Source organism: Brevibacillus brevis, assembly GCF_022026395.1.
Taxonomy (GTDB): domain Bacteria; phylum Bacillota; class Bacilli; order Brevibacillales; family Brevibacillaceae; genus Brevibacillus.
Genome location: NZ_CP041767.1, coordinates 3,859,407 through 3,882,473, shown reverse-complemented (window position 1 = coordinate 3,882,473; position 23,067 = coordinate 3,859,407). Strand labels below are relative to the sequence as shown.

The following is a 23,067-nucleotide window of genomic DNA, read 5'->3' as shown; positions in this document are numbered from 1 at the left end:
TCGAGCTTAACTACAATGACGAAGACGGGTTTCGATTCGTTCCATTGTGTTTAGTTGACAGGCTTCTGTAGCCACGAAGTTTTCTTATGTTGAATTGGGGAGGACTAGCAATATGCTGGAATTTGATATGGATATGGAATCCTTTGCACGAATTAAAGTTATTGGTTGCGGCGGCGGCGGTAGTAACGCAGTAAACCGCATGATCGCAGGAGGGTTGAAAGGTGTAGAGTTCATCACCTTGAACACTGACGCGCAAGCACTCCAACTCTCTAATGCCGATATGAAGCTGCAAATTGGTGAAAAGCTGACACGTGGATTGGGAGCAGGTGCGAATCCTGAGATCGGTAAAAAAGCAGCGGAAGAAAGTCGTGATTTGATTGAGAACGCTCTGCGTGGAGCTGATATGGTATTCGTAACGGCTGGTATGGGCGGTGGTACGGGTACAGGGGCAGCACCTGTTGTTGCAGAGATCGCCAAGGAGATGGGTGCTCTTACAGTTGGTGTAGTAACCCGTCCGTTCTCCTTTGAAGGTCGCAGACGTTCCCAGCACGGTGAAATCGGTATTTCTGCTTTGAAAGAAAAAGTAGATACACTGATCGTGATTCCTAACGATCGTCTTTTGGAAATCGTTGATAAGAATACGCCAATGCTCGAAGCATTCCGCGAAGTAGACAACGTTCTTCGTCAAGGGGTTCAAGGTATTTCCGATTTGATTGCAACACCTGGCTTGATCAACCTGGACTTCGCTGACGTGAAGACGATCATGACTGAGCGTGGTTCCGCTCTCATGGGAATCGGTGTAAGCAGCGGAGAGAATCGTGCGGCTGAAGCTGCTCGCCGTGCTATTTCCAGCCCACTTCTCGAGACTTCCATTGATGGTGCACGCGGTGTTCTCATGAACATTACAGGCGGTACCAACCTGAGCTTGTACGAAGTAAACGAAGCAGCAGACATCGTGGCTTCCGCATCGGACCCAGATGTGAATATGATTTTCGGTGCTGTGATTAACGAGGAATTAAAGAATGAATTGGTCGTGACAGTTATTGCCACAGGCTTTGAGCATGCTCAACGGGCTCCGGAAGCCCCTCGCCGTCAACAACAGGCGGTCAATACGCCTGGCAATCGTCCGACACCAGTTTCCAATACGAATAACAGCCGAGCGAAGGAAGAAGAGGAAGACAAATCCTTCTTCTCCATGGGCAACCTGGATAATCTGGATATTCCAGCATTCCTGCGCAATCGCCGCCGCAACAAAAACTAAAGTGAAAAACGACTGTCAAAAGCCTTGTTCCCGTCAGTGGGGACAAGGCTTTTTTTCGTTGATTAGCTGAAAAATGTTAGACAAAAAAACCAAAAAAACACCGTCAAGAATTGACAGACTTTACATACACATTGATATATACTGCTTTTACTGATAGAAGTCGTCCTACTATTTACCATTTTTGCTAGGACATATGCTTGCTGCCAAGTCGGTCAGAAGATGAGGGGGAAAGCAAGTGGTTGTGTATCTTGATATCATTCTACTCCTGAATGTAGCTATTGATACCTTGTTACTCTGGTTTACTGCTTATTTTCGTAAAGAGCGCATGGTGTGGTGGAGAATGATACTTGCCTCCCTGTTTGGCTCCGCGTATCTGGTCTTTTTCTTTTTTCCTGTGTTTTCTCCGATGTATCAATGGTGGGTCAAACTGCTCTTTTCTGTCATCATGCTGTGGATTGCTTTTGGGAATAGGAGGTTGTTGTCTTTTGCGCAAAACTTGATCATTTTTTACTTTGTCGCATTTGTGTTCGGAGGAGGAGTGCTTGGGCTACAGTATTTTTTGGCACCGCAGAGTGAAATTGTAAATGGACTGGTTGTCACGCATAATGATGGATTTGGCGTTGGGTTCAAGCCTACTTTGGCGATTGTTTTGATTGGGTTTATCCTGATCTTTTTCCTCGGGAAAAGGAGCTACCGCGCGATTCAGGAGCCGCGAAGAATCGAAACCTTTCTCGTTGATGTCGTCGTTACGTTAGCTGGGGAAAAAGTCATTTGCCGTGGACTTGTGGATACAGGAAACCAGCTCCACGAACCGATTACACGCATACCCGTCATGATAATGGAAAATCGCATGTTCGCACATTTGCTTCCGCCGTCGCTTCTCCGACAAGCCGATGAAAACGGTGGAGTGTGGGAGAAGCTGGACGGATCTTGGGACCATCTGCCGCTGGAATGGCAGTCGCGGGTACGCTTGATCCCGTATCGCAGCGTGTCAAGAGGGATGGATTTTTTACTCGCAATCAAACCAGACCATGTCATGGTCGTGCAAGATGGGATTCGTTTTGAAACAGAACGGGTGCTGATCGGGCTTAACCCCATCCCATTGGCCGCTGACGGTAAGTATCAGGCCATCGTGCACCCAGCCATGATGGAAACTTATGAAGCGGAAGAATCAACCTTTATTCTCAAACAGGAGGGCTAATCATGTATGTAAAACTTCGCCTACAACTCCAGTTGACCTGGTACCGAATCTTGCTCTGGCTTGGTGTACGCGCCGAAGAAGTCTATTATATTGGCGGGAGTGAAGCATTGCCTCCACCGTTGACCAGAGAAGAAGAGGAGCTGCTGCTCGGACGACTTCCGTCCGGTGATCCGGCTGTCCGCGGTATGTTGATTGAACGCAATCTTCGTCTGGTCGTTTACATCGCCCGCAAGTTTGAGAATACGGGAATTAACATTGAGGACTTGGTCAGCATTGGCACCATCGGCTTGATCAAGGCAGTGAATACCTTTGATCCAGACAAGAACATCAAGCTGGCAACATATGCTTCTCGTTGTATTGAAAACGAAATCCTCATGTATCTTCGCCGCAATAATAAAATTCGCTCAGAGGTATCTTTTGATGAACCGCTTAACATTGACTGGGACGGCAATGAACTGTTGCTCTCAGATGTTTTGGGTACGGAGAATGACACGATCTATAAAAACATCGAGGACCAAGTGGATCGAAAGCTGCTGAAAAAAGCACTGGATAAACTGTCTGACCGCGAGAGAATTATCATGGAGCTGCGCTTCGGCTTAGCAGGAGAAGAGGAAAAGACACAAAAGGATGTTGCGGATTTGTTGGGTATCTCACAGTCGTATATTTCCCGTTTGGAAAAGCGAATTATAAAACGGTTGCGAAAAGAATTCAACAAGATGGTCTAACGCATATTTTCCCAGCTTGGGGGGATACTGTTCCTAAACCGAAACAGATGGTGGTTTTTGCCACCTTCTTGGTCGGCTACGCGTCAGTTACGCGGCCTTTCAAGACAACCGGGTTAGGGACTTTTTTCTTGCTTCGAGGAGGGAAAGACGTGACGCGCAATAAGGTAGAGATATGCGGGGTAGATACCTCCAAGCTTCCGGTGTTGACAAACAAAGAGATGCGGGAATTGTTTGAGCGCCTGCAAAGTGGGGAGTTGGCAGCCCGCGAAAAGCTGGTCAACGGCAACTTGCGACTGGTGCTGAGCGTAATCCAACGGTTCAACAATCGCGGGGAGTTCGTGGATGACTTGTTTCAAGTGGGCTGCATCGGGTTGATGAAAGCGATCGACAACTTTGATCTCGGGCAAAATGTGAAGTTTTCCACGTATGCCGTACCAATGATCATCGGAGAAATTCGACGCTATTTACGGGACAACAATCCGATTCGCGTTTCCCGTTCTTTGCGAGATATCGCGTACAAGGCCTTGCAGGTGCGTGACAATCTGACCAACAAACATTCGCGAGAGCCTACCATTATCGAGATTTCTCAGGAATTGAACGTAGCCAAAGAAGATGTCGTGTTTGCACTCGATGCGATCCAGGATCCGGTTTCATTGTTTGAACCGATTTATCAGGATGGTGGCGATCCGATTTATGTCATGGATCAGATTAGTGACGAGAAGAACAAAGATGTCACGTGGGTCGAGGAAATTGCGCTTCGTGAGGGAATGCAGCGGCTAGGTGACCGAGAAAAAATGATATTATCCATGCGCTTTTACGAAGGAAAAACGCAGATGGAAGTAGCAGAGGAAATCGGTATTTCACAGGCACAGGTCTCCCGATTAGAAAAAGCGGCAATTGCCCATATGCAAAAGCACGTTCAATCGTAATGAGAAACCACATAGGTGACCCGGCGGTCTTGTACCGTTCGGGTTTTTTGTACGAGCGGAAGCATTCGTTTTCAATCGACTTACTTTTTGGCAAAGAAGCGGACATATTCCTCTTTGGACTCATATACTGTAAGTAACGGAGAAAAGAAGGTGAGGAAGAATGGTAAAAATCTCTGACTTCCAGACCAAAGAAGTGGTGAATATTCTTGATGGGAAACGGCTTGGGCAAATTTCAGATTTGGAGATCGATCTGCGTCACGGGCGCGTAGAGGCTATCGTCGTACCGGGACCAGGCAAGTTTCTCGGCTTCTTTTCTGCCGGGAACGATTACGTCATTCCTTGGCGCAATATTGTGAAGATCGGGAAAGATGTGGTGCTTGTTCGGATGGAAGAAGCACTTAAAGTTGAAGTAAAAACTTCAGGTGGAGATGAATACTAACGGAGTAAAGGGAGAAAGGCACGGATAGCCTTTCTTTTCTTTTCGGCTATGGTATGATTAGCCATATGAGGAAGGTGACAACATGAGAGAACCATTTGTCAGGGTAGAGGATAAGTCAATCTTATCGTTAACAGAGTGGGAGCATCAATTTCCTGGATTAGTGGCGGGGTTTACTATTCGCTCAGGCGGGGAAAGTGAACAACCGTACGGGTCTTTTAATATGGGGCTGCATGTGGGTGATGAATCTGCGAACGTGGTAGCCAATAGACGCAAGCTGGCAGAACAAGTCGGGATGTCATTTTCGGCGTGGACATGCGCCGATCAAGTGCATGGTAATCAGGTATGCCAGGTTACAGCAGGCGGTGCGGGAAAAGAAAGTCTGGAGGACGTCATATCTGCAACAGATGGTTTGTTTACTCTTGAAAAAGGAGTCATGCTGACCTCGTTTTACGCGGATTGTGTTCCCCTCTATTTTTTAGCCCCCCAATCAGGTGCAATCGGACTTGCACACGCAGGCTGGAAGGGGACAGTGGGCCGTATTGCCGAGGAAATGGTGAAGGCAATGACGAAGCACTATCAAGCAAAGCCAGAGGACATTCTCGTCGCAATTGGTCCATCCATTGGCGGCTGTTGCTATGAAGTTGATGAGCGAATCATGACGCAGGTACGCACTTGTGCAGGCAATTGGGAAAAAGCAGTGATCTCTACCACAGGGGATCGGTATATGCTGGACCTTCGTCAACTGAACACAGCGATATTGCTCGAAGCAGGAATTTCTTCTTGGAATATTTTAGCCACGAATTGGTGTACAAGCTGCAGAACAGACTTGTTTTTCTCTCATCGCAAGGAAGCCGGAATACAAGGAACTACCGGGCGCATGGCTTCTTATATCGGCTGGAAGGAAAACCTATAGAAGAAAGGGAAGGGTTCGTTATGACCAAGGAACAAGAATTGTTAAAAGAACGACTGCAATCCATCGAGGCAAGAATTCAGGCTGCTTGCGATCGGGCGAACCGCAAACGTGAGGAAGTAAAAATTATTGCCGTGACCAAGTATGTCGACGCAGATGCCATTGGGGACTTGCTCGCTGTAGGCGTTGAGAATATCGGGGAAAATCGCGTGCAGGATGCCCTGCCGAAGCACGAGCTACACGGCGATAAAGGGATCTGGCATTTTATCGGGCACCTCCAGACGAATAAGGCAAAAGAAGTCGTAGGAAGATTCCCGTACATCCATTCTCTGGACAGACTTTCTTTGGCACAGGAGCTAAATCGACGCGGTGAAGCGCTGGATCATGTCGTAAAATGCTTTTTACAGATCAATATATCCGGTGAAGAGACAAAATTTGGGCTTAGTCCCAATGACGTATTGGCTTTTTTGCGCGAAACCAGTAATATGAAACATATAAGTATCGTTGGATTAATGACGATGGCGCCTGTTGTCGAAAATCAAGAGGAAGCCAGACAGGTGTTCCGTGGCCTCTATGAGTGGAAGCAACGGATTAACGAGATGGCATTCCCGCACGCACAGGTGGAAGAGCTGTCTATGGGCATGTCTAGTGATTTTGAAGTGGCCATTGAAGAGGGAGCTACATATATTCGTTTAGGATCGGTATTGGTCAAGCCGGAGTAAAGGAAAGCAGACCAAACCACGGAGTAAGAGAGGAGGAAGAGTATGGGTGTTATGAATAAATTGATGGGGTTTCTGGGGTTAGAAAACGAGGAATACATCGAAGAGACAACAACAGTGGAAGAGGAAAGAGAAGAGCAAGAGTCCTCGCACAAACGCCAGCCAGCAATCGGCCGAACTAACAACGTGGTACCGTTTCAAGCACGGGAAAAGGAGGGAATCCGTTTGATTCTCTGTGAACCCCGTCATTACAGTGACGCACAGGATATCGCCGATAACCTGCGTCATCGTAGACCGGTTGTGGTCAACCTCCATCGCGTGGAAAAAGACCAAGCCAAGAGAATTATCGACTTTTTGAGCGGGACGGTCTACGCATTAAACGGCGATATCCAAAAGGTCGGAGACACGATCTTCGTGTGCACGCCCGATCATGTAGATATTCAGGGTACGATCTCCAGTGTGTTGGAAGAGTAGCCAATTAAGACGAATGTAAAAGGGTGAGCCAATGACTGCTGTCATTTCGATTTTAAATTTTGCCTTTACGGTATATCAATACATGATTATTGCTTACATTTTGATGTCATGGGTTCCTCAAATGAGGGGTACAGGCATCGGTCAGTTACTGGAAAGACTGGTTGAGCCTTATTTGGCGCCATTCCGCCGGTTTATCCCACCGCTCGGCTTCATCGACATCTCCCCGATTGTCGCATTGATTGCACTGCGTTTTGCCCAATCTGGCCTGTACGCCATTTTGCAACAAATCATGTTCTAGGCGAGTGAAACGATGAGCATATTTGACCATTTTTCAAAAGAAGAACGTCCCTTTGTTGAACGGGCGCTGGAAATGCTGACGCAAGTAGAGCGGAAGCAGGCCATGCGCCTTACTGATTTTGTAGACCCTAGGCAGTTGATGATTTTTCAGAGTCTATCCTCACAAGTAAGGGATGTGAAGGTTTCTCCTTATGGAGGCTACGAGGGTGCCGAGCGAGTTCGTATTATCATCCATCCGGAGTACCTCCCTGTAGAGCCTGATGACTATCGCATTACCTTATTGGCAATCAAGGCTGATCAACGCTTTCATGTGCTGGAGCATCGAGATGTGATGGGGGCCATGCTGGGTGTTGGGATGAAGCGGGAGAAATTCGGTGATATGCTGACAGATTCAGCTGGTAGCTATGCAATTGTAGCAGAAGAAGTTGCTGATTTTGTCTGTGCGCAGGTGACGCAAATTCACCGGACTTCTGTTCAGTTTGAACGGGTAGAATGGGAGGACTTTACACCTCCAGCTCCCAAGTTTGTTGAAAAAACGATCACCGTACCATCACCGCGAATTGACGCGGTCATCGGAGAAGTACACAATATGTCTCGCGCAAAAGCACTTGTGCCCATTCGAGCGGGAAAAGTAAAAATCAACTGGAAAGTAATCGAGGACCCATCGTATCAACTCCAGATGGGGGATATGGTATCACTTGCAGGATATGGTCGGTTCAAAATTCTTGAGGTAGCAGGTCCAACACGCAGCGGAAGACTCCGCATGATTGTCGGACTGGTTACATAAGATGGACCAAGGCGCAAAAAAATGTAAAATACGGCAGGAAACACTGCTATTCCTGTCGAAATAATTGAAGACGAATTATCGGGAAAAGTGGGGGATTCATGTGCCATTAACGCCGTTAGATATACACAATAAGGAATTCAGCACAGGCTTTCGTGGGTATAATATTGACGAAGTGAACGAATTTCTCGATCAGGTGATCAAAGATTTTGAGCTCTTGATAAAAGAGAAAAAAGAACAGGAAGAGCGCGTAGCTATTCTGAATGAGCGCGTAGATTACTATAAGAGTTTGGAAGAAAATTTGAGCAAGTCGATTTTGGTGGCGCAGGAGACAGCGGAGGACGTGAAGTCGAATGCCCGCAAGGAAGCGCAGCTCATCTTAAAAGAAGCCGAGAAAAATGCAGACCGAATCGTCAACGAAGCATTGGCGAAGTCGCGCAAAATCGCAATCGAAATCGAAGAATTAAAAAAACGTGCTTCGGTTTACCGTATGCGCTTTCGGACGCTTTTGGAAGCGCAGTTGGAAATGCTGGAAAATGGCGACTGGGACAGCATTGAACAGCCACAAGTTGATTCCCCTGTAACAGTTGAATAAATCATTGACGTTCGAGCAATGATGGTATTATAATGAAAGACAACTTTTTCGAAATAAAGCACTTATAGAAGTTGAACACACTTAAACAAATCATAGACGATGAACGGGAAGAGTACGTGAGCCAGCACTGCCTAGAGAGTCGGGAAAAGGTGAAAACCCGGCCAGTTGCTTTCGCAGAAAATCACCCGGGAGTTCAATATCCGAAAACCGAGAACCTTGATGGTTGCACAGGTGAGTAAGTGAGCGCGTCATTCCCGTTACGAATGAGTGAAGTGGAACGAATCCGATGCAGGCTTTTTTGTCGTACGGGTTTGTTCAATCAGGGTGGTACCACGGGAGCTTTCTCTCGTCCCTTTATGGGATGAGTGAAGGCTTTTATTTATTTAAGGAGTGAATCAGGCCATGGATTACAGCAAAACCTTAGCGCTACCAAAAACAGATTTCCCCATGCGCGGAAATTTGCCAAGCCGCGAGCCACAGATGCAAGCGGTATGGGAAGAGCAAAATATTTACCAACAAGTGTTGGATCGTACAAAAGACCGCCCGTCTTTTGTCTTGCATGATGGCCCTCCATATGCGAATGGAGACATCCATATCGGTCACGCACTGAACAAAATCCTCAAGGACTTCATCGTACGCTACAAATCCATGGCAGGCTTTTACGCGCCGTACATCCCAGGCTGGGATACACATGGTTTGCCGATTGAGCAAGCGATTATCAATGCACAAGGGCTGGATCGTCGCAGCATCGAAGTGAACGATTTCCGCCAACGCTGTGAAGAGTATGCTTGGTCCTATATCGACAAGCAACGTGACCAATTCAAGCGTCTGGGCGTTCGTGGAGATTGGGAAAACCCTTATGTAACACTCCTGCCTGAGTATGAAGCCAACCAAATTCGCGTATTCGGCGAAATGGCGAAAAAGGGCTATATTTACAAAGGTCTGCGCTGCGTGTACTGGTCTCCGTCTTCTGAGACGGCTCTGGCTGATGCAGAAATCGAATACAAAGACAAGCGCTCTCCTTCTATTTACGTCAGCTTCCAGGTAGCAGATGGAAAAGGCAAGCTGGACACAGAAACAGGCGTTGTTATCTGGACAACGACTCCTTGGACATTGCCAGCAAACCTCGCGATCAGCCTGCACCCTGAGCTCGAGTACAACGTCGTGAAGGTGGATGACCGCAAGTTCCTGGTAGCCAACGGTCTGATTGAAGCTGCGAGCAAAGAAATTGGCTGGGAAGGCGTAGAGATTCTCTCGAGCTTTAAAGGTCAAGATCTGGAAGGCGTAGAGACTCAGCATCCGTTCTACGATCGCAAGTCTCCGCTCATCCTTGGCGAGCATGTCACCTTGGATGCAGGTACTGGTTGCGTTCATACTGCTCCGGGACACGGCGAAGATGACTTTAACGTTGGTCAAAAATACAATTTGGGTGTCCTTTGCCCGGTAGATCACGAAGGTAAAATGACCAATGAAGCACCAGGCTTTGAAGGTCTGTTCTATGAAGATGCCAACAAAGTGATTACGGAAAAGCTGAAAGAAAATGGAGCACTCTTGAAGCTCAATTTCTTCACGCACTCCTACCCACATGACTGGCGTACGAAAAAACCGGTTATTTATCGCGCGACAGAGCAATGGTTCGCATCTATTGACGGATTCCGTGAGCAAATGCTCGAAGCGATTAAAAATGTAAAATGGATTCCTCATTGGGGAGAAACTCGTCTGGCTAACATGATTGCGGATCGTGGAGACTGGTGCATTTCCCGTCAGCGTGTATGGGGTGTACCGATCCCAATCTTCTATTGCAAATCGTGTAACGAACCGATCATTAACGATACGACGATCAACCATGTTGCTGATCTGTTCCGCAAAGAAGGATCGAAAGTATGGTTCTCCCGTGAAGCGAATGAGCTGGTTCCAGAAGGGCTTTCTTGCACCAAATGCGATTGCAAGGATTTCCGCAAAGAAACGGATATTATGGACGTTTGGTTCGACTCCGGCTCCAGCCATCAGGCTGTTTTGCGCGAAAGAGGGATTGCTTGGCCAGCGGATATGTATCTGGAAGGCTCTGACCAGTATCGTGGCTGGTTCAACTCTTCTCTCTCGACGGGGGTTGCCGTATATGGCACAGCTCCTTACAAATCTGTCCTGAGCCACGGTTTTGCATTGGATGGGGAAGGACGCAAAATGTCCAAATCCCTTGGTAACGTCATCGTGCCACAACAAGTTATTGACAAGATGGGCGCAGATATCTTGCGTCTGTGGGTAGCTTCTGTTGATTATCAGGCTGATGTGCGCATTTCCGATGCGATTCTCAATCAGATCGCTGAGGTGTACCGCAAAATCCGCAATACGTTCCGCTTCCTGTTGGGTAATTTGGATGGATTTAATCCAGCAACAGACCGCGTAGCGTACGAAGAGCTGGGTGAGCTGGACCGTTATGTTCTGGCGAAAGCGGCAAAAGTCGCGAAGCGCGCACGCAAAGCGTATGATGAATATCAGTTCCATACTGTATTCCATGCCGTTCACAACTTCTGCGTTATTGATTTGTCCGCGTTCTATCTGGACATTTGCAAGGATCGCCTGTATGTAGAAGCACCTGACAGTCTGAAGCGCCGCGCTGCACAGACAGTAATGTACGATTGCTTGCTCAGTCTGGTGAAGCTGGTTGCTCCACTGTTGCCGCATACAGCTGATGAGGTGTGGGCGTTCATTCCAGGAGTGGAAGAGAAGAGTGTGCAGTTGACGGATATGCCAGAAGGCGACGAGCAACATCTCAGCTTTGCAGCAGAAGCAGAGAGCAAATGGGATGCTTTCCTGGCGATCCGAGACGAGGTTCTCAAAGCCATGGAAGAAGCGCGCCGTAACAAGGTGTTCGGTAACTCTGTTGATGCGAAGCTGGCTCTGTACCCACAAACGGAAGAAGTTGCGAAAACATTGGCAGCAATGGACGATCTGGCTGACCTGTTCATCGTCGCTCACGTGGATGTATACAGCGCTTCTGCTCCGGCAGAGGCAGTACAACTCGAAGGAATTGCTGCTGTGGTCTCTGCCGCAGACGGTGGAAAATGCGAGCGTTGCCGCGTAGTAAAACCAGATGTTGGCACTCGCGAGTCGCACGCTTCACTCTGCGTACGTTGTGCTGATATCGTAGAACAACACTACGCACATGTAACAGAATAAACACGTTGATCAACCTGTCATTCCCTTTGGGGGTGGCAGGTTTTTTGCTGGTCATATTTCCTTCGGGACCAAGACATACTACCTGTTGAGGAAACCAAACAAAGGTGGTGTACAGCGTGGACCAAAAGATGGTGGCCAGCTTCCGGGAAAAGCTGCTGGAACAGAAGAAAGAACTGGAAGACCGCGTACAGGACCATTATGGCATGAGAGAACCGATGACAACCTCTTTGCAGGAGTTTGCCATGTACGATAATCATCCGGCAGATATCGGCAGTGAGATGTTTGAACGGGAAAAAGATTTGGCTCTTGATAGTCTCGATCGTGAGACATTAAAAGAGATTGATCAGGCGCTACTGCGTATGGAGGAAGGCACCTACGGCCTCTGTACGGTCTGTGGAGAGCAAATACCTGTGGAGCGACTGGAAGCATTGCCTCAGGCACAAACGTGCAAGGAGCACGCACCAGCGCCGATAATCAATGAGTCGCGTCCGATTGAAGAGGAGTTTTTGCAGCCACCCTTCGGACGAACGTCTTTGGATGAAAAAGAAGGACAGAACGGATTCGACGGTGAGGATGCTTGGCAAATTGTCGAGGCATGGGGGACATCCAGCACTCCTTTTTCGTACCAGGAACCTGACAAGACAGATTACGAAGAAATGTATATCGAGAGCAATGAGCCGGATGGCTTTGTTGAAGCCGTAGAGGAGATCGGTTACACCGATATTGAAGGCTATCACGGACCGGACAGTGTGCATTTTATGAGAAGCGGGACGTATGAGGAGTACATGAGAAAGGGAGAAGGGAAGGGCAACTTCCTCTCCTATGACGATTATGAGGGAGAGCAAGCCGAACGAGAGGGCATAGATGACTACTCATGACCAGGTAGAGATTTCAGACCTGCAAATTGAGCGCGTGGAAACGTATCCGCTGCTTCATCGTCTATCGCAAGCTTACGGTGATGCGAATGGGTACAAGCGTTATCGTACTAGTTATCTCATTCGGATTATCACACGGTCTGGAGTAGATGGCTGGGGAGAAATTATCGATTGGCTGCCAACGCTGCACAAGGGCTTTTGTGAGCGCATTATTCCGTACTTGCTGGGTAAGCAGGTGGATAACAGAGTAGCGATTGTCGATGTCATAGGAAAGTGGCATCAGCGATCGGCTTCAGGTGTCAGTATGGCACTTACGGAAATTTTGGCGAAAGTGGCGGGGCTATCTGTGTGCCAACTGTGGGGAGGCCAGATTCATTCTGGCATCCCGGTATATGCCTCCCTCCAATCCTACCGGGAAACGGAAGACTGGATGCAACAGTCATGGAAGCAAGTCAGCCAGCAAGTCGACGATGGCTTCAAGATGGTGAAGGTAAAGATTGGCGGACGCTCTGTTCTTGAGGATCAGACGCACATCGAAAAACTGATGAATTTGCTTCCCGAAGAAATTCTAGTAGCAGTAGATGCCAATCAGAGCTACGACTGTGCGACTGCAAGGAAGTGGGAGCGGCTTTTCTCCCGACATGGCAATTGGCTTTGGCTGGAGGAGCCGATGCCTATGGATCGTGCAAAAGAATATATCAAGCTTCGTTCATCATTATCCATCCCGCTTGCTGGCGGAGAAAACTTGATCCGTTGCGCACAGTTTTTGCCCTTGTATGAGGGGGGAGCCATTGATATTGCACAGCCTGACCTGATGCATACGGGGGGCATTGACGATTATCGAACGCATTTGCAAATGGCCCGTCAGTTTGGTTATCGCGTGTCTCCGCATTCCTTTGATGGCTCGCTGGCAAGATTGTATACGTTATTTGCACAAGCTTGCTTGCTGGCATGGACCAAGATGGATAGCCATCCCATTGAGCCAGTCGAATGGGACGTCATGGAGAACCCGTTTACACAATTATTTCCGCTGCGACCCAGAAACGGCGAAGTGACTCTTCCTGCTGGCGTGGGAATAGGCGTTGAACCTGACTGGGAGATTATGAACGCGTTGCGCTGGGACGGAAGCGCTTATGCGTAGGATAAGGAGTTTCGTATGGCACAAAATGCGAAAAACCTGATTGGGCTTGTCGGGGTTCCATTAGTTATGGTGCTGGGCAACTCGATGCTGATCCCTGTACTGCCTACCATGAAAACGGAAATGAAGCTCACCTCCTTACAGTCGAGCTTATTGATCACCGCTTTTTCGATTGCAGCAGGTATTGTTATCCCTTTTGCCGGCTATTTGTCGGATCGATTCGGGAGAAAAATTGTCATCATCATCTCGCTTGCCCTGTATGGTCTGGGTGGTTTACTCGCAGGGCTTGCCGCGCTGTGGCTGGATCAACCTTACATGGCTATCATGGGAGGGCGTGTGTTGCAGGGGATCGGAGCCGCTGGGACAGCCCCTATCGCGATGGCGTTGGTAGGGGATTTGTTCGATGGCGCCTCGGAGAGTAGGGCATTGGGGCTCTTGGAGACATCAAATGGGATGGGAAAAGTATTAAGTCCGATTTTTGGCTCCTTGCTTGCTCTCATCTCTTGGTACATGGTCTTCCTAGCGTTTCCGATTATTTGCGGTGTCGTCCTCCTGATGTTTTTATTTCTGACCAAGGAAAAGAAACAGGAGAAGAAGCCGCTCCCCGTCAAGCAGTACATGCATTCAATCGCGCAAGTGTTCAAGCAGCATGGAAAATGGCTTGTCCCCGCGTTTTTTATAGGGAGCATCTGCTTGTTCACGTTGTTTGGTGTACTGTTTTACCTGTCTGATTTATTGGAGGAAAAATACAAGATTGATGGTGTCATCAAAGGCTTCTTTTTGGCGATTCCTTTGCTCGTGATGAGTATAGCGGCATATGTGACAGGGATTATCATTAAAAAGAAGCTGAAGCTGATGCGTCTGTTTGTGATTATTGGCATGTTTTTGCTGGCTACGTCTTATATTCTGGCCAGCTTTGTCCAAGGGGCTTATGTTCTAATAGGCATTTTGGTCATCGGCAGCGTGGGGACGGGGATGATTTTACCGTGCTTGAACTCCATGATCGTTGGGGCCGTACAGAAAACAGAGCGGGGCATGATTACTTCTTTGTATAGCGGAGTCCGTTTTATCGGTGTTGCGATCGGCCCACCTATTTTTACCTGGTTGCTGGGAATTTCTCGGACGGTCATGTTTTTATCAATTGCAGGGTTATCGCTCGTTTTCGCTGTAGTTGCGATCTTTTTCTTGAAGCCCAAGCAGGTCGAGCAGCAAGGACAGGGTACAAAAAATAGCGAAACGAAAGCATGGCGGCAAATATCAGAGGTACTGGGAATTGAACCAGAAACGGTACATGAGGAACAACGTGAGAGAGCCATTAAAAAGTATGGTTTTGATCCAAATGAGCTCGTCAAGCGTGTATTGTCGGGAAAAAAAGAAAAGGAAAAACAATAAACAGGCTGTCTCTGTCGGTTATTCTCACCGAATACAATGTCGGAGAGCGACAGGGACGAGCCTGTTTATGATGGCTAGGACTCAGCGAAGCGATGGCGTAAAGCTCGTTCGAGTGCGAGCGGATACACATCATCTTGCAGAATGCGGCTAAACTCCGGATTGCCTTTTACATCTCGCGGGATATCCGCAAACACAATGGTGGCAAGCACGTCTGAGCCGCTTGGTTGGCTTGTATAATGCGCTACCTTGGCGATATAAATATCTTTTCGCATCGAGTCGTCGATGGTGTACTGTCCGATGCGCTCAATCCCTTCCAGTATGGCCCCGGTTTCTTCAAAGACCTCACGAACTGCTGCAGACAGGCTGTTTTCTCCTGCTTCTACCTTTCCCCCTGGTAGCTCCACACCGCGTGTACGATGGCGAGTAAATAACAGCTTTCCTTGATAAAAAGCGAAGATCAGCACGTGACCTGCTTGGTGGTTACGATACTCTTCTGGGGAAAAGGTTAGCTTGACAGGTAAGCCGAAATCGTCGTAAAAAGCGTACATGCAAAGCGCTCCTTCTACAGGCTCATTGATCTGTTAGTTTGAATTTGCAAGGAAATATGTTTGACTGCCTTCATTGCTTGCCCAACTGCCAGAGACAAACTCGCATAAGCAGCCCCGTTGCTCACGTCTCCGACTGCGTATATCCATGGAGAGTGGACTCGTTGATACAAGTCCGTTTGCAAGTACTTATCGCCAAACGTGTCCAACCCTTCGAGACCATCTGTGTTTCCATGAACACCAATTCGCGGCAGAATCCAATCCACTATGATTGCCTGCGGGTTGTTTTCGCGCGTAGTGGTGAGTGTCAGAACAGTCCGTGCCTCTTCTTCCTTATAGTCGCTGACTTGTGTTTCCCACAGGACTTGGATGTTGGGGAGGCCTGTGATTTTCTTTTGCCATTCGGGACGAGCACGCCAACGATTGCTCCGAACCAACAGATAGACTTGTCGGGCATGCGAACTCAAATTTGCTGCACTTTCTAATGCGCGATCTCCTCCGCCAATAACGGCGATATCTTGCCCGGCGATGGTATGCGCTTGGGCAGTTGTAGAAAACCAAGGCGACAGGACGCTCGGACAATCAGCTAAGGCCGGTATTTCATTCCAGCCAACTCCTGTGGCGATGAGTAAATAGTCGGCACGATAAACGGATTTCGAAGTGGTCACCTGTTTCGTTTCCTGATCAATGGAAAGAATGGTTTCGTTCAATCGTATGTTTTGCTGCTGGATGAAAGGATGTGCGATCAGTTCCTTTACAAGGGCAGCTCCCTGGTCATATACAAGGGGCGGAAAGTCGGTAATCTCGCTGTAAATGTGATGCAGTTGGCCGCCGAGTCTATCCGTTTTTTCGATAAGAAGACAAGAAAGACCTAATCGTTGGCACCATATTGCTGCGGACAACCCTGCGATGCCGCCACCTGCGATCAGCACCTGTATGTGTTCCACTCTCAAGTCCCTCCGATTCCCTTATTCATCTATCTGATTTTCCTCATTTTTAGACTACCTGTTTCGATTCGCAAGTGCAAGAACTCAGAGGGAAAACCGATCGAGTTGGATCGGCATGATTCTACAATTTACCGGAAGATTGTGGTAAAATGAGACGAATGTTTTCCAGAATATATTGAAAAATGAATAGCCCAAAGCACTATGGACCCAGTGATAGTAAAAAGGAGTGAACCGAACGTGCAAGCCAAGAATGACAAGCCTCAAGCTCCTGCTAAACAGCCGCGTAAACGGATCAAGCGTGGCCAGCGAAGCAAGCGGATGTATCTGCTCTTGGCGGGTTGCTTATTCCTCTGTTTGTTGGCCGTAGGAGCAGGCTTCGCCCTCAACCAGGTAGACAAGACGCTGGAGATCGTAACAGCTGACCCTTACAAGCTGCCGGATCAACCTGTAGTAGAAAAGCCGTATGAACAAAAGAAATCAATCGCCTTTGTCATCGTTGGAGTGGATACGCGCAAAAACATCGGTATGTTAAACACGGATGTTCTGATTGTCGCAGTCGCCAATCCCGTTATACAAAAGCTGAGCATGGTGTCGTTGCCCCGTGACACCCGCGTTCAAATCCCAGGATATCCAGGCTATCACAAGGTCAATGAAGTATTTGCCTTAGGGGAAAATATCAGGAAAGATGCGGAAATCAAAGGGAAGCCTGTCACAGAAAATGGCATGACGATGCTCAAAAAAACGTTGAATCACATGCTGGGGATCTCGGTCGAGCATTATGTGCAGCTTGACTTTGAAGGTTTCACAGCGGTTATTGACAAGCTGGGCGGAATTACGGTTGACGTAGATCGCGATCTCGTATACGAATTGCCCAAGCAAGGGGTATACCGCAATTTGAAAAAAGGGAAACAAGTATTGAACGGAGAGCAGGCACTCGGCTTCGTCCGTCATCGCATCGACCGGCGTGGAGACTCTTACAACTCGAGCGACTTCGATCGCAACCGCAGACAGCAACAGGTGATTCGTGCTGTAGCAGAAAAGAGCATGTCTATGGATGGATTAACGAGTTTGACAGCTGTGCTGGATACCGTTGGCAAACATATCAAAACCGATCTGTCGACAGACCAAATAAAAGGATTGGCACTCGATTTTGCCAGCTTTTCGTCAAGCAACATGGTTACTTTGGATAATGGGGCGATCTGGAGCTCTCCTTATTCCTTGTGGCCGAGGGAGAACATGCAAGCGGTTCGAACTGCCCTGCAAACAGAGGTGGGTGCAACTGGACCGAGCGAACAGCTCAGTGATGCAGCGGTAGCAGAAGTAGCCAAGGTCGAAATGAAAGCGGAGAAGAGAACGCAGGCTCCGAAGCCCAAGCCCACAACAAGTACAAAAGAGCAGTCAAAAACACAAAAACCAACGACACCATCAAAACCTGCTCCAGAACCAACCCAGGAGCCTGTGACACCGCCGACTATACCAGATGGCAATGGGGGCGAAACCAATCCTGCGCCGACGGATAGTAATATGCCGCCACCAGATATTTTGGCCCCGCCTGCACCGGCGACAGATAGTGCTGACATCGGGCAAACTGGATGATCTTGAGCACACCCCCCAGGCAAAAGCACATATTCTATCGTACATAGACAGTCTTGCCTCTGCTGGGAAGGGGAGTGCGTATGTTATGAAAAATCTGCAAGAGACCATGAAGCAGTTGCAAAAAGCATCCGAAAGTTTGTCCAAGCTCGGTTTTGACCCAGATCATCCATGGAAAGCATTGAGCCAGATGGGACAGGTGCTGGATACAAATTTTTGGGAGAATATCGCGACGCTCAATAAGCAAGCAGCACAAAAGACGGCTGCCGCAGCCACGCCAACTGTACCACCCGTGAAAAAGGGGAAAAAAAAGACGAAGGAAAAACCGATGCGTTTCGTGCAGGTAGACGATTCGCATTTTTCCCCAGTCTCGGATATCTTCCAATCAGAGGAAATGGTCATTGTTTCCTGTGAACTGCCGGGCTTCGATCGCGATAGTCTGGAGATTACCCTCTTCGACCAACGTTGGTTGGAGGTTAAGGGGATTATCAAGGAAAGCGAGCACAAGGGGCTTCGTACACAAGGGGAGAGAAGCTACGGCCCCTTTTATCGAAAGCTGGCTCTTCCGGTTTCCGTCAGTTCAAAAGGGATGAGGGCTCAGTATCAGGACGGGGTGTTAGAAATTTATTTGATGCGTGGCAGGGCTGCGAACGAACGAAAAACCACATTTAAGGCGAGCTTGTAAAAGCAGGTAGCAGTGGAAAATGAAAAAAGAACCTGGATCTTCCTACCAGGTTCTTTTTATTGCACAGTAACAGACGCGATGATATAATCAGATCACGACTGATTTTGTCAATATAGTCAAAGTTATTGCATCCTACACTTTAATCGTACCATGCTGGTGAACTCTTGTCAAATGTTTTTTCTCAATTTAATGGATAGGGGAGATATTGAAATGAGTTCTTTGGTTCTCGGTTTTCAGGAAATGGAAAAAACGCAGCTTTATCTCGTTGGCGGAAAAGGATTACATTTAGGGGAACTGTCAAAAATACAAGGAATACACGTGCCAGAAGGGTTTTGTGTGACGACAGTGGGATATCAAAAGGCCGTCGAACAAAACGAAGTGTATCATGCTTTGTTGGATCGACTCACCATGCTAAAAGTACAAGACCGAGAACAAATTGGAGAAATCAGCAGGAAGATTCGACAAATCATTATGGATGCAGAGATTCCTTCCGATGTTGTGAAAGCCGTTACTCACTATCTCTCTCGGTTTGGAGAGGAGCATGCTTATGCAGTGCGTTCAAGTGCGACTGCTGAAGATTTACCACATGCCTCTTTTGCAGGTCAACAAGACACCTATTTAAATATCATCGGAAAAGAAGCAATCTTGCAGCACATCAGCAAATGCTGGGCTTCCCTCTTTACAGATCGAGCGGTCATCTACCGTATGCAAAATGGATTTGACCATAGTCACGTTTATTTATCCGTTATCGTTCAAAGGATGGTTTTCCCACAGGCTTCCGGGATTTTATTTACCGCTGATCCCATTACATCCAACCGGAAGTTGCTATCCATCGATGCCAGTTTTGGGCTTGGAGAGGCACTGGTCTCTGGCCTGGTATCTGCTGATTGTTATAAAGTGCTGGAAGAAGAAATCGTCGAGAAGAGGATAGCAACCAAACATTTGGCTATCCATGGACGAAAAGAAGGCGGAACAGAGACGCAGCAGATCGATCCCGATCAGCAAAAGACGCAAACACTTGCAGATGAACAAATTTTACAACTGGCACGCATTGGAAGACAGATCGAAGCTTATTTTGATTCCCCACAAGATATCGAATGGTGCTTGGTTGAGGACACCTTTTATATTGTCCAGAGCCGGCCAATCACGACTTTATATCCCATCCCTGAAGCGAATGATCAAGAAAATCACGTTTATGTATCTGTTGGCCATCAACAAATGATGACCGACCCTATGAAACCATTGGGACTGTCTTTTTTCCTGTTAATGACTCCCGCACCCATGAGCAAAGCGGGGGGAAGGTTATTTGTTGATGTTACAAAAATGTTGGCTTCACCTGACAGCAGACAAACCATATTAGATACCCTGGGACAATCCGATCCGCTTATCAAAGACGCACTGATGACCGTCCTAGAGCGAGGCGGTTTTATACAATCTTCTCCTAATGATAAAAATGAACAGAATCCCGGTAAATGCAATAAAGGCATGTCGGCTTTTGGTTTTCAAGAACAATTCGAAAATGATCCGGCAATTGTTTCTGATTTGATTAAGCGCAGTCAAAGATCGATCGAAGAGGTAAAGCATAACATCCAAACGAAATCAGGACCGGATTTATTTGATTTTATTCGAGAAGACATCCAGCAATTAAAGAAGATTATATTTGATCCACAAAACATAGGTGTGATTACGGCTGCTATGAATGCTTCAAAATGGATCAATGAAAACATGAACATGTGGTTAGGGGAAAAAAACGTAGCAGACACGCTTTCTCAATCTGTGTCAAATAATATTACTTCGGAAATGGGTCTGGCGCTCATGGATGTTGCGGATGTCGTTCGTCCTTATCCAGAAGTCATTGATTTTTTACAGCATGTAAAAGATGATAACTTTTTAAATGAACTGGTTCACTTTGAAGGTGGACAGGAGACGCGAGACGCAATCTATGCGTATCTCACGAAATACGGGATGCGATGTTCCGGAGAAATCGATATAACGAAAACCCGTTGGAGTGAAAAACCAATCATGCTTGTCCCCATGATTCTAGGGAACATCAAAAACTTTGAGCCGAATGCTGGCAAGCGGAAATTCGAGCAAGGACGACAGGAAGCTTTGGAAAAAGAGCAAGAGTTAGTAGAGCGATTGAAGCAATTACCTGATGGTGAACAAAAAGCGAAAGAAACCAAACAAATGATCGACCTCATCCGGAATTTCATCGGCTATCGAGAATATCCAAAATACAGCATGATGAATCGCTACTTCGTTTATAAGCAGGCTTTACTGAAAGAAGCCGAACGACTCGTACAAACAAAGGTCATTCATGAAAAAGACGATATATACTATCTCACTTTTGAAGAACTTCATGAGGTCGTACGCACAAACAAATTGGATGATCAGATCATCAGCAAACGAAAAGACGAGTACAAGTTTTTTGAAAAACTGACTCCCCCACGTGTCATTACGTCTGATGGTGAAATTATTGTTGGTGAGTACAAGCGAGAAAATCTGCCAGCCAATGCGCTTGTAGGTCTACCTGTTTCAACCGGTGTCATAGAGGGGCGAGCACGCGTCATCTTAAACATGGAAGATGCTGACCTAGAAGATGGAGATATATTAGTCACCGCCTTTACTGACCCAGGATGGACACCATTGTTTGTATCCATAAAAGGCCTAGTCACCGAAGTTGGTGGACTGATGACCCATGGAGCAGTTATCGCGCGTGAATATGGCTTACCAGCAGTTGTCGGCGTGGAAAATGCAACAACACTGATAAAAGACGGACAACGAATTCGCGTGCATGGGACAGAAGGGTATATTGAAATATTGTAGTCAGGGGGCCTCGTGCCTCCTTTTTGTTTCGTTTTTCAGCCAAAATAAAAACAGTGTCAATGAAATAACATTAACACTGCAAGGATTAGATGTTCCCAAACATCGGTTGATCGACGACATTGGGGTCCAAAGTATTGGTTGCGTTGACACCATTGAGCGTATTTACGACGTTACCTGTGTTGCCGCCTCCTGAACCGGAGAATGTCTTGGCGGCGGTTTTTGGCGATATGTTGAGGGTGTCTCCGAAGTTAACAGTACCTGAATTGTTATTGATATTGACAGCTCCAATGACAGAAGGCACAGGCTATCTCCTCTCCCCAGTATGTGGTTCTTCGCGGAACAGGTGGCGAATGTTTACCACACGTGTTTCTAATGAAATGGACTCGTTTGAACCGATGTGGACAACAGAGGCAGCAGCTATGAAAGGGACGCTCACATTTCGAACAAAAATATAAGGACAGTCATGGAACGTATCGATGCAGATCGGTTCAGTCAGGCTAGGTGCGATTAAAGGAATGGAGTAGGCAGAGTAATTCTCGAACATAAATTCGTTTTCGTAAAAGATGGCCTTTTCACGCTGGACCGCCAAAATATTGGAAACAGCATCTAGGCACTGGGAATCACCTATTTGCAGAACCGATGAGCCATCTACTGAGAGGACATCTACTTTGTGGACATGGCTGGTTCTCCGATACATGGTGTCCCACTTCCTTACGAAGCAGGAATTGCCGTATCAACGGGAATAGTGGCACCTACAATCATTTTTTCAGGCGGTGTTTCATAAATCGATCGGAGGTTTACCGTCTTGGTGTCTCCGATAAATAAAGAAGCGGCAGAGGAGAGAGCTTCGATGGAGACGCGCTTCACACAAATGACTTCGTTTATCACCTGATACCTCATCATGGTTCGTTCACCTCACGAGGCAAATTTTTTACAAATGTTTCGCATGTTTTATCAATATCGCGTTTGACTTTTTGGACGATTGTTTGCACGAAAATGTCGAGATGCTCCGGTTCTAGTTCATCAGCAGGAAGCTCGTTTAAGTAATGCTTGATGCGTTGGTCAATCTGCTTTTTAATGTCATCTAAAATAAATGCTCGATAATTTTGGTCAAGTGGGTAATTGCACTCTGTTTCAATTTTTTCGAGAACGAGGTAGGCATCGCCCTCCAAATATTGATAAATCTCATTTTGTACACGGTCAAAAAGAGGAGCGCTGGTTTGGGGAGGATCAGGGATGTCCATCGACTGATTAATGGAGAAATCACCGATTCCAGAATCATTGCCTTTTGGATTTAATCCGATATTGAGAGTCCCTTCGAGGCGTTCAACTTTGAGCAAGTCGAATTTGTATTCATTTCTAATGACCGAAGGAATCTGCCTTTCTTTGAGGTCATTGACATCTTGTTGCAGTTGTTCAAGCATCTGCCTCATATTTTCGATCTTTTTGTTTTGCGATTGTATATAGTCATGTAACTGTTGAATATATTGCATCATTTCGTGTCCCATGTACATGACGACCATCCTTCTTCAGCTAGCATAAAGCGTAATTA

Annotated in this window: 24 protein-coding genes and 1 other annotated feature; of the genes, 18 read left to right on the top strand and 6 right to left on the bottom strand. The window is 47.2% G+C overall.

The window, feature by feature from the left end; translation table 11 throughout:
- Positions 1 to 112 precede the first annotated feature (112 nt).
- The 15 genes from ftsZ (at position 113) to FO446_RS18480 (ending at position 14,919) form a co-directional block, all read left to right on the top strand.
- Entirely contained in the window at positions 113 to 1,261 is a 1,149-nt protein-coding gene (gene ftsZ / locus FO446_RS18550; protein WP_106783052.1) for a cell division protein FtsZ, read from the top strand.
- A gap of 235 nt (positions 1,262 to 1,496) precedes the next feature.
- Positions 1,497 to 2,462: a sigma-E processing peptidase SpoIIGA gene (spoIIGA, locus tag FO446_RS18545; RefSeq protein ID WP_173608203.1), complete on the top strand. Its 966-nt coding sequence runs from the start codon at positions 1,497 to 1,499 to the stop codon at positions 2,460 to 2,462.
- A 2-nt stretch (positions 2,463 to 2,464) separates the two neighbouring features.
- On the top strand, positions 2,465 to 3,187 hold the full coding sequence (sigE, locus tag FO446_RS18540) for an RNA polymerase sporulation sigma factor SigE (RefSeq protein ID WP_007717727.1): 723 nt from the start codon (positions 2,465 to 2,467) through the stop codon (positions 3,185 to 3,187).
- 149 nt (positions 3,188 to 3,336) lie between these two features.
- Entirely contained in the window at positions 3,337 to 4,116 is a 780-nt protein-coding gene (gene sigG / locus FO446_RS18535; protein WP_007717728.1) for an RNA polymerase sporulation sigma factor SigG, read from the top strand.
- 160 nt (positions 4,117 to 4,276) lie between these two features.
- Positions 4,277 to 4,555, top strand: coding sequence for a YlmC/YmxH family sporulation protein (locus FO446_RS18530; RefSeq protein ID WP_015892085.1), 279 nt, complete (start codon positions 4,277 to 4,279; stop codon positions 4,553 to 4,555).
- A gap of 82 nt (positions 4,556 to 4,637) precedes the next feature.
- Positions 4,638 to 5,468, top strand: a complete 831-nt coding sequence (pgeF, locus tag FO446_RS18525) for a peptidoglycan editing factor PgeF (protein ID WP_173608202.1) — start codon at positions 4,638 to 4,640, stop codon at positions 5,466 to 5,468.
- A gap of 20 nt (positions 5,469 to 5,488) precedes the next feature.
- Positions 5,489 to 6,187 carry a YggS family pyridoxal phosphate-dependent enzyme gene (locus tag FO446_RS18520; RefSeq protein ID WP_087348010.1) on the top strand — a complete coding sequence of 233 codons (699 nt, stop codon included), beginning with the start codon at positions 5,489 to 5,491 and terminating at the stop codon, positions 6,185 to 6,187.
- Between the two features lie 42 nt (positions 6,188 to 6,229).
- Complete coding sequence (locus tag FO446_RS18515) at positions 6,230 to 6,658, top strand: cell division protein SepF (protein WP_173605318.1); 429 nt, start codon at positions 6,230 to 6,232, stop codon at positions 6,656 to 6,658.
- Positions 6,659 to 6,689: 31 nt separating this feature from the next.
- Entirely contained in the window at positions 6,690 to 6,956 is a 267-nt protein-coding gene (locus FO446_RS18510) for a YggT family protein (protein WP_173608201.1), read from the top strand.
- Between the two features lie 12 nt (positions 6,957 to 6,968).
- Positions 6,969 to 7,742, top strand: coding sequence for a YlmH family RNA-binding protein (locus tag FO446_RS18505; RefSeq protein WP_221869106.1), 774 nt, complete (start codon positions 6,969 to 6,971; stop codon positions 7,740 to 7,742).
- Positions 7,743 to 7,842: 100 nt separating this feature from the next.
- On the top strand, positions 7,843 to 8,334 hold the full coding sequence (locus FO446_RS18500) for a DivIVA domain-containing protein (protein WP_007717747.1): 492 nt from the start codon (positions 7,843 to 7,845) through the stop codon (positions 8,332 to 8,334).
- 90 nt (positions 8,335 to 8,424) lie between these two features.
- Positions 8,425 to 8,691 (top strand) — a binding site (T-box leader).
- A gap of 45 nt (positions 8,692 to 8,736) precedes the next feature.
- Positions 8,737 to 11,514, top strand: coding sequence for an isoleucine--tRNA ligase (ileS, locus tag FO446_RS18495; RefSeq protein WP_221869107.1), 2,778 nt, complete (start codon positions 8,737 to 8,739; stop codon positions 11,512 to 11,514).
- A gap of 104 nt (positions 11,515 to 11,618) precedes the next feature.
- Positions 11,619 to 12,392 carry a TraR/DksA C4-type zinc finger protein gene (locus FO446_RS18490; RefSeq protein WP_173608198.1) on the top strand — a complete coding sequence of 258 codons (774 nt, stop codon included), beginning with the start codon at positions 11,619 to 11,621 and terminating at the stop codon, positions 12,390 to 12,392.
- A complete protein-coding gene (locus FO446_RS18485) occupies positions 12,379 to 13,530 on the top strand; it encodes a mandelate racemase/muconate lactonizing enzyme family protein (RefSeq protein WP_173608197.1) in 1,152 nt (383 codons plus the stop codon). The genes FO446_RS18490 and FO446_RS18485 overlap by 14 nt, the downstream gene beginning before the upstream one ends.
- A 15-nt stretch (positions 13,531 to 13,545) precedes the next feature.
- On the top strand, positions 13,546 to 14,919 hold the full coding sequence (locus FO446_RS18480; protein ID WP_232773330.1) for an MFS transporter: 1,374 nt from the start codon (positions 13,546 to 13,548) through the stop codon (positions 14,917 to 14,919).
- A 74-nt stretch (positions 14,920 to 14,993) separates the two neighbouring features.
- On the opposite strand, the gene FO446_RS18475 is transcribed toward FO446_RS18480, so the two are convergent.
- Both FO446_RS18475 and FO446_RS18470 read right to left on the bottom strand, forming a co-directional pair.
- Entirely contained in the window at positions 14,994 to 15,467 is a 474-nt protein-coding gene (locus tag FO446_RS18475; RefSeq protein ID WP_232773329.1) for an NUDIX domain-containing protein, read from the bottom strand.
- Positions 15,468 to 15,481: 14 nt separating this feature from the next.
- Positions 15,482 to 16,411, bottom strand: coding sequence for an NAD(P)/FAD-dependent oxidoreductase (locus FO446_RS18470; RefSeq protein ID WP_237898739.1), 930 nt, complete (start codon positions 16,409 to 16,411; stop codon positions 15,482 to 15,484).
- A 237-nt stretch (positions 16,412 to 16,648) separates the two neighbouring features.
- On the opposite strand from FO446_RS18470, the gene FO446_RS18465 reads away from it, so the two are divergent.
- The 3 genes from FO446_RS18465 to ppsA all read left to right on the top strand — a co-directional run bounded on the left by FO446_RS18465 (position 16,649) and on the right by ppsA (position 21,515).
- Positions 16,649 to 18,007, top strand: a complete 1,359-nt coding sequence (locus FO446_RS18465) for an LCP family protein (protein ID WP_237898738.1) — start codon at positions 16,649 to 16,651, stop codon at positions 18,005 to 18,007.
- Positions 18,008 to 18,092: 85 nt separating this feature from the next.
- Entirely contained in the window at positions 18,093 to 18,689 is a 597-nt protein-coding gene (locus tag FO446_RS18460; protein ID WP_173608192.1) for an Hsp20/alpha crystallin family protein, read from the top strand.
- A gap of 210 nt (positions 18,690 to 18,899) precedes the next feature.
- The gene (gene ppsA / locus FO446_RS18455) at positions 18,900 to 21,515 is read left to right on the top strand and encodes a phosphoenolpyruvate synthase (RefSeq protein ID WP_237898733.1); all 2,616 of its coding nucleotides are present in this window, start codon (positions 18,900 to 18,902) and stop codon (positions 21,513 to 21,515) included.
- A gap of 85 nt (positions 21,516 to 21,600) precedes the next feature.
- Here the strand turns inward: ppsA and FO446_RS18450 are convergent, their stop codons facing one another.
- From FO446_RS18450 to FO446_RS18435, 4 genes are read right to left on the bottom strand one after another with little or no spacing between them, the layout of a single operon-like run.
- A complete protein-coding gene (locus FO446_RS18450) occupies positions 21,601 to 21,816 on the bottom strand; it encodes a spore germination protein (RefSeq protein ID WP_007717765.1) in 216 nt (71 codons plus the stop codon).
- A gap of 3 nt (positions 21,817 to 21,819) precedes the next feature.
- The gene (locus FO446_RS18445; RefSeq protein ID WP_173608190.1) at positions 21,820 to 22,212 is read right to left on the bottom strand and encodes a spore germination protein GerPE; all 393 of its coding nucleotides are present in this window, start codon (positions 22,210 to 22,212) and stop codon (positions 21,820 to 21,822) included.
- Positions 22,213 to 22,226: 14 nt separating this feature from the next.
- Positions 22,227 to 22,418, bottom strand: coding sequence for a spore gernimation protein (locus FO446_RS18440; protein ID WP_237898730.1), 192 nt, complete (start codon positions 22,416 to 22,418; stop codon positions 22,227 to 22,229).
- Positions 22,415 to 23,029, bottom strand: coding sequence for a spore germination protein GerPC (locus tag FO446_RS18435; protein WP_173608188.1), 615 nt, complete (start codon positions 23,027 to 23,029; stop codon positions 22,415 to 22,417). The genes FO446_RS18440 and FO446_RS18435 overlap by 4 nt, the downstream gene beginning before the upstream one ends.
- Positions 23,030 to 23,067: the final 38 nt, after the last annotated feature.

Excerpts from the sequence above, each read along its gene's own strand:
- FO446_RS18445 (WP_173608190.1), bottom strand. The coding sequence starts at position 22,212 with ATGTATCGGAGAACCAGCCATGTCCACAAAGTAGATGTCCTCTCAGTA.
- FO446_RS18485 (WP_173608197.1), top strand. The coding sequence starts at position 12,379 with ATGACTACTCATGACCAGGTAGAGATTTCAGACCTGCAAATTGAGCGC.
- FO446_RS18505 (WP_221869106.1), top strand. The coding sequence starts at position 6,969 with ATGAGCATATTTGACCATTTTTCAAAAGAAGAACGTCCCTTTGTTGAA.
- FO446_RS18520 (WP_087348010.1), top strand. The coding sequence starts at position 5,489 with ATGACCAAGGAACAAGAATTGTTAAAAGAACGACTGCAATCCATCGAG.
- FO446_RS18440 (WP_237898730.1), bottom strand. The coding sequence starts at position 22,418 with ATGATGAGGTATCAGGTGATAAACGAAGTCATTTGTGTGAAGCGCGTC.
- FO446_RS18435 (WP_173608188.1), bottom strand. The coding sequence starts at position 23,029 with ATGTACATGGGACACGAAATGATGCAATATATTCAACAGTTACATGAC.
- pgeF (WP_173608202.1), top strand. The coding sequence starts at position 4,638 with ATGAGAGAACCATTTGTCAGGGTAGAGGATAAGTCAATCTTATCGTTA.
- FO446_RS18480 (WP_232773330.1), top strand. The coding sequence starts at position 13,546 with ATGGCACAAAATGCGAAAAACCTGATTGGGCTTGTCGGGGTTCCATTA.
- FO446_RS18475 (WP_232773329.1), bottom strand. The coding sequence starts at position 15,467 with ATGTACGCTTTTTACGACGATTTCGGCTTACCTGTCAAGCTAACCTTT.
- FO446_RS18515 (WP_173605318.1), top strand. The coding sequence starts at position 6,230 with ATGGGTGTTATGAATAAATTGATGGGGTTTCTGGGGTTAGAAAACGAG.
- FO446_RS18460 (WP_173608192.1), top strand. The coding sequence starts at position 18,093 with ATGAAAAATCTGCAAGAGACCATGAAGCAGTTGCAAAAAGCATCCGAA.
- ppsA (WP_237898733.1), top strand. The coding sequence starts at position 18,900 with ATGAGTTCTTTGGTTCTCGGTTTTCAGGAAATGGAAAAAACGCAGCTT.
- ftsZ (WP_106783052.1), top strand. The coding sequence starts at position 113 with ATGCTGGAATTTGATATGGATATGGAATCCTTTGCACGAATTAAAGTT.
- ileS (WP_221869107.1), top strand. The coding sequence starts at position 8,737 with ATGGATTACAGCAAAACCTTAGCGCTACCAAAAACAGATTTCCCCATG.
- FO446_RS18530 (WP_015892085.1), top strand. The coding sequence starts at position 4,277 with ATGGTAAAAATCTCTGACTTCCAGACCAAAGAAGTGGTGAATATTCTT.
- sigE (WP_007717727.1), top strand. The coding sequence starts at position 2,465 with ATGTATGTAAAACTTCGCCTACAACTCCAGTTGACCTGGTACCGAATC.
- FO446_RS18510 (WP_173608201.1), top strand. The coding sequence starts at position 6,690 with ATGACTGCTGTCATTTCGATTTTAAATTTTGCCTTTACGGTATATCAA.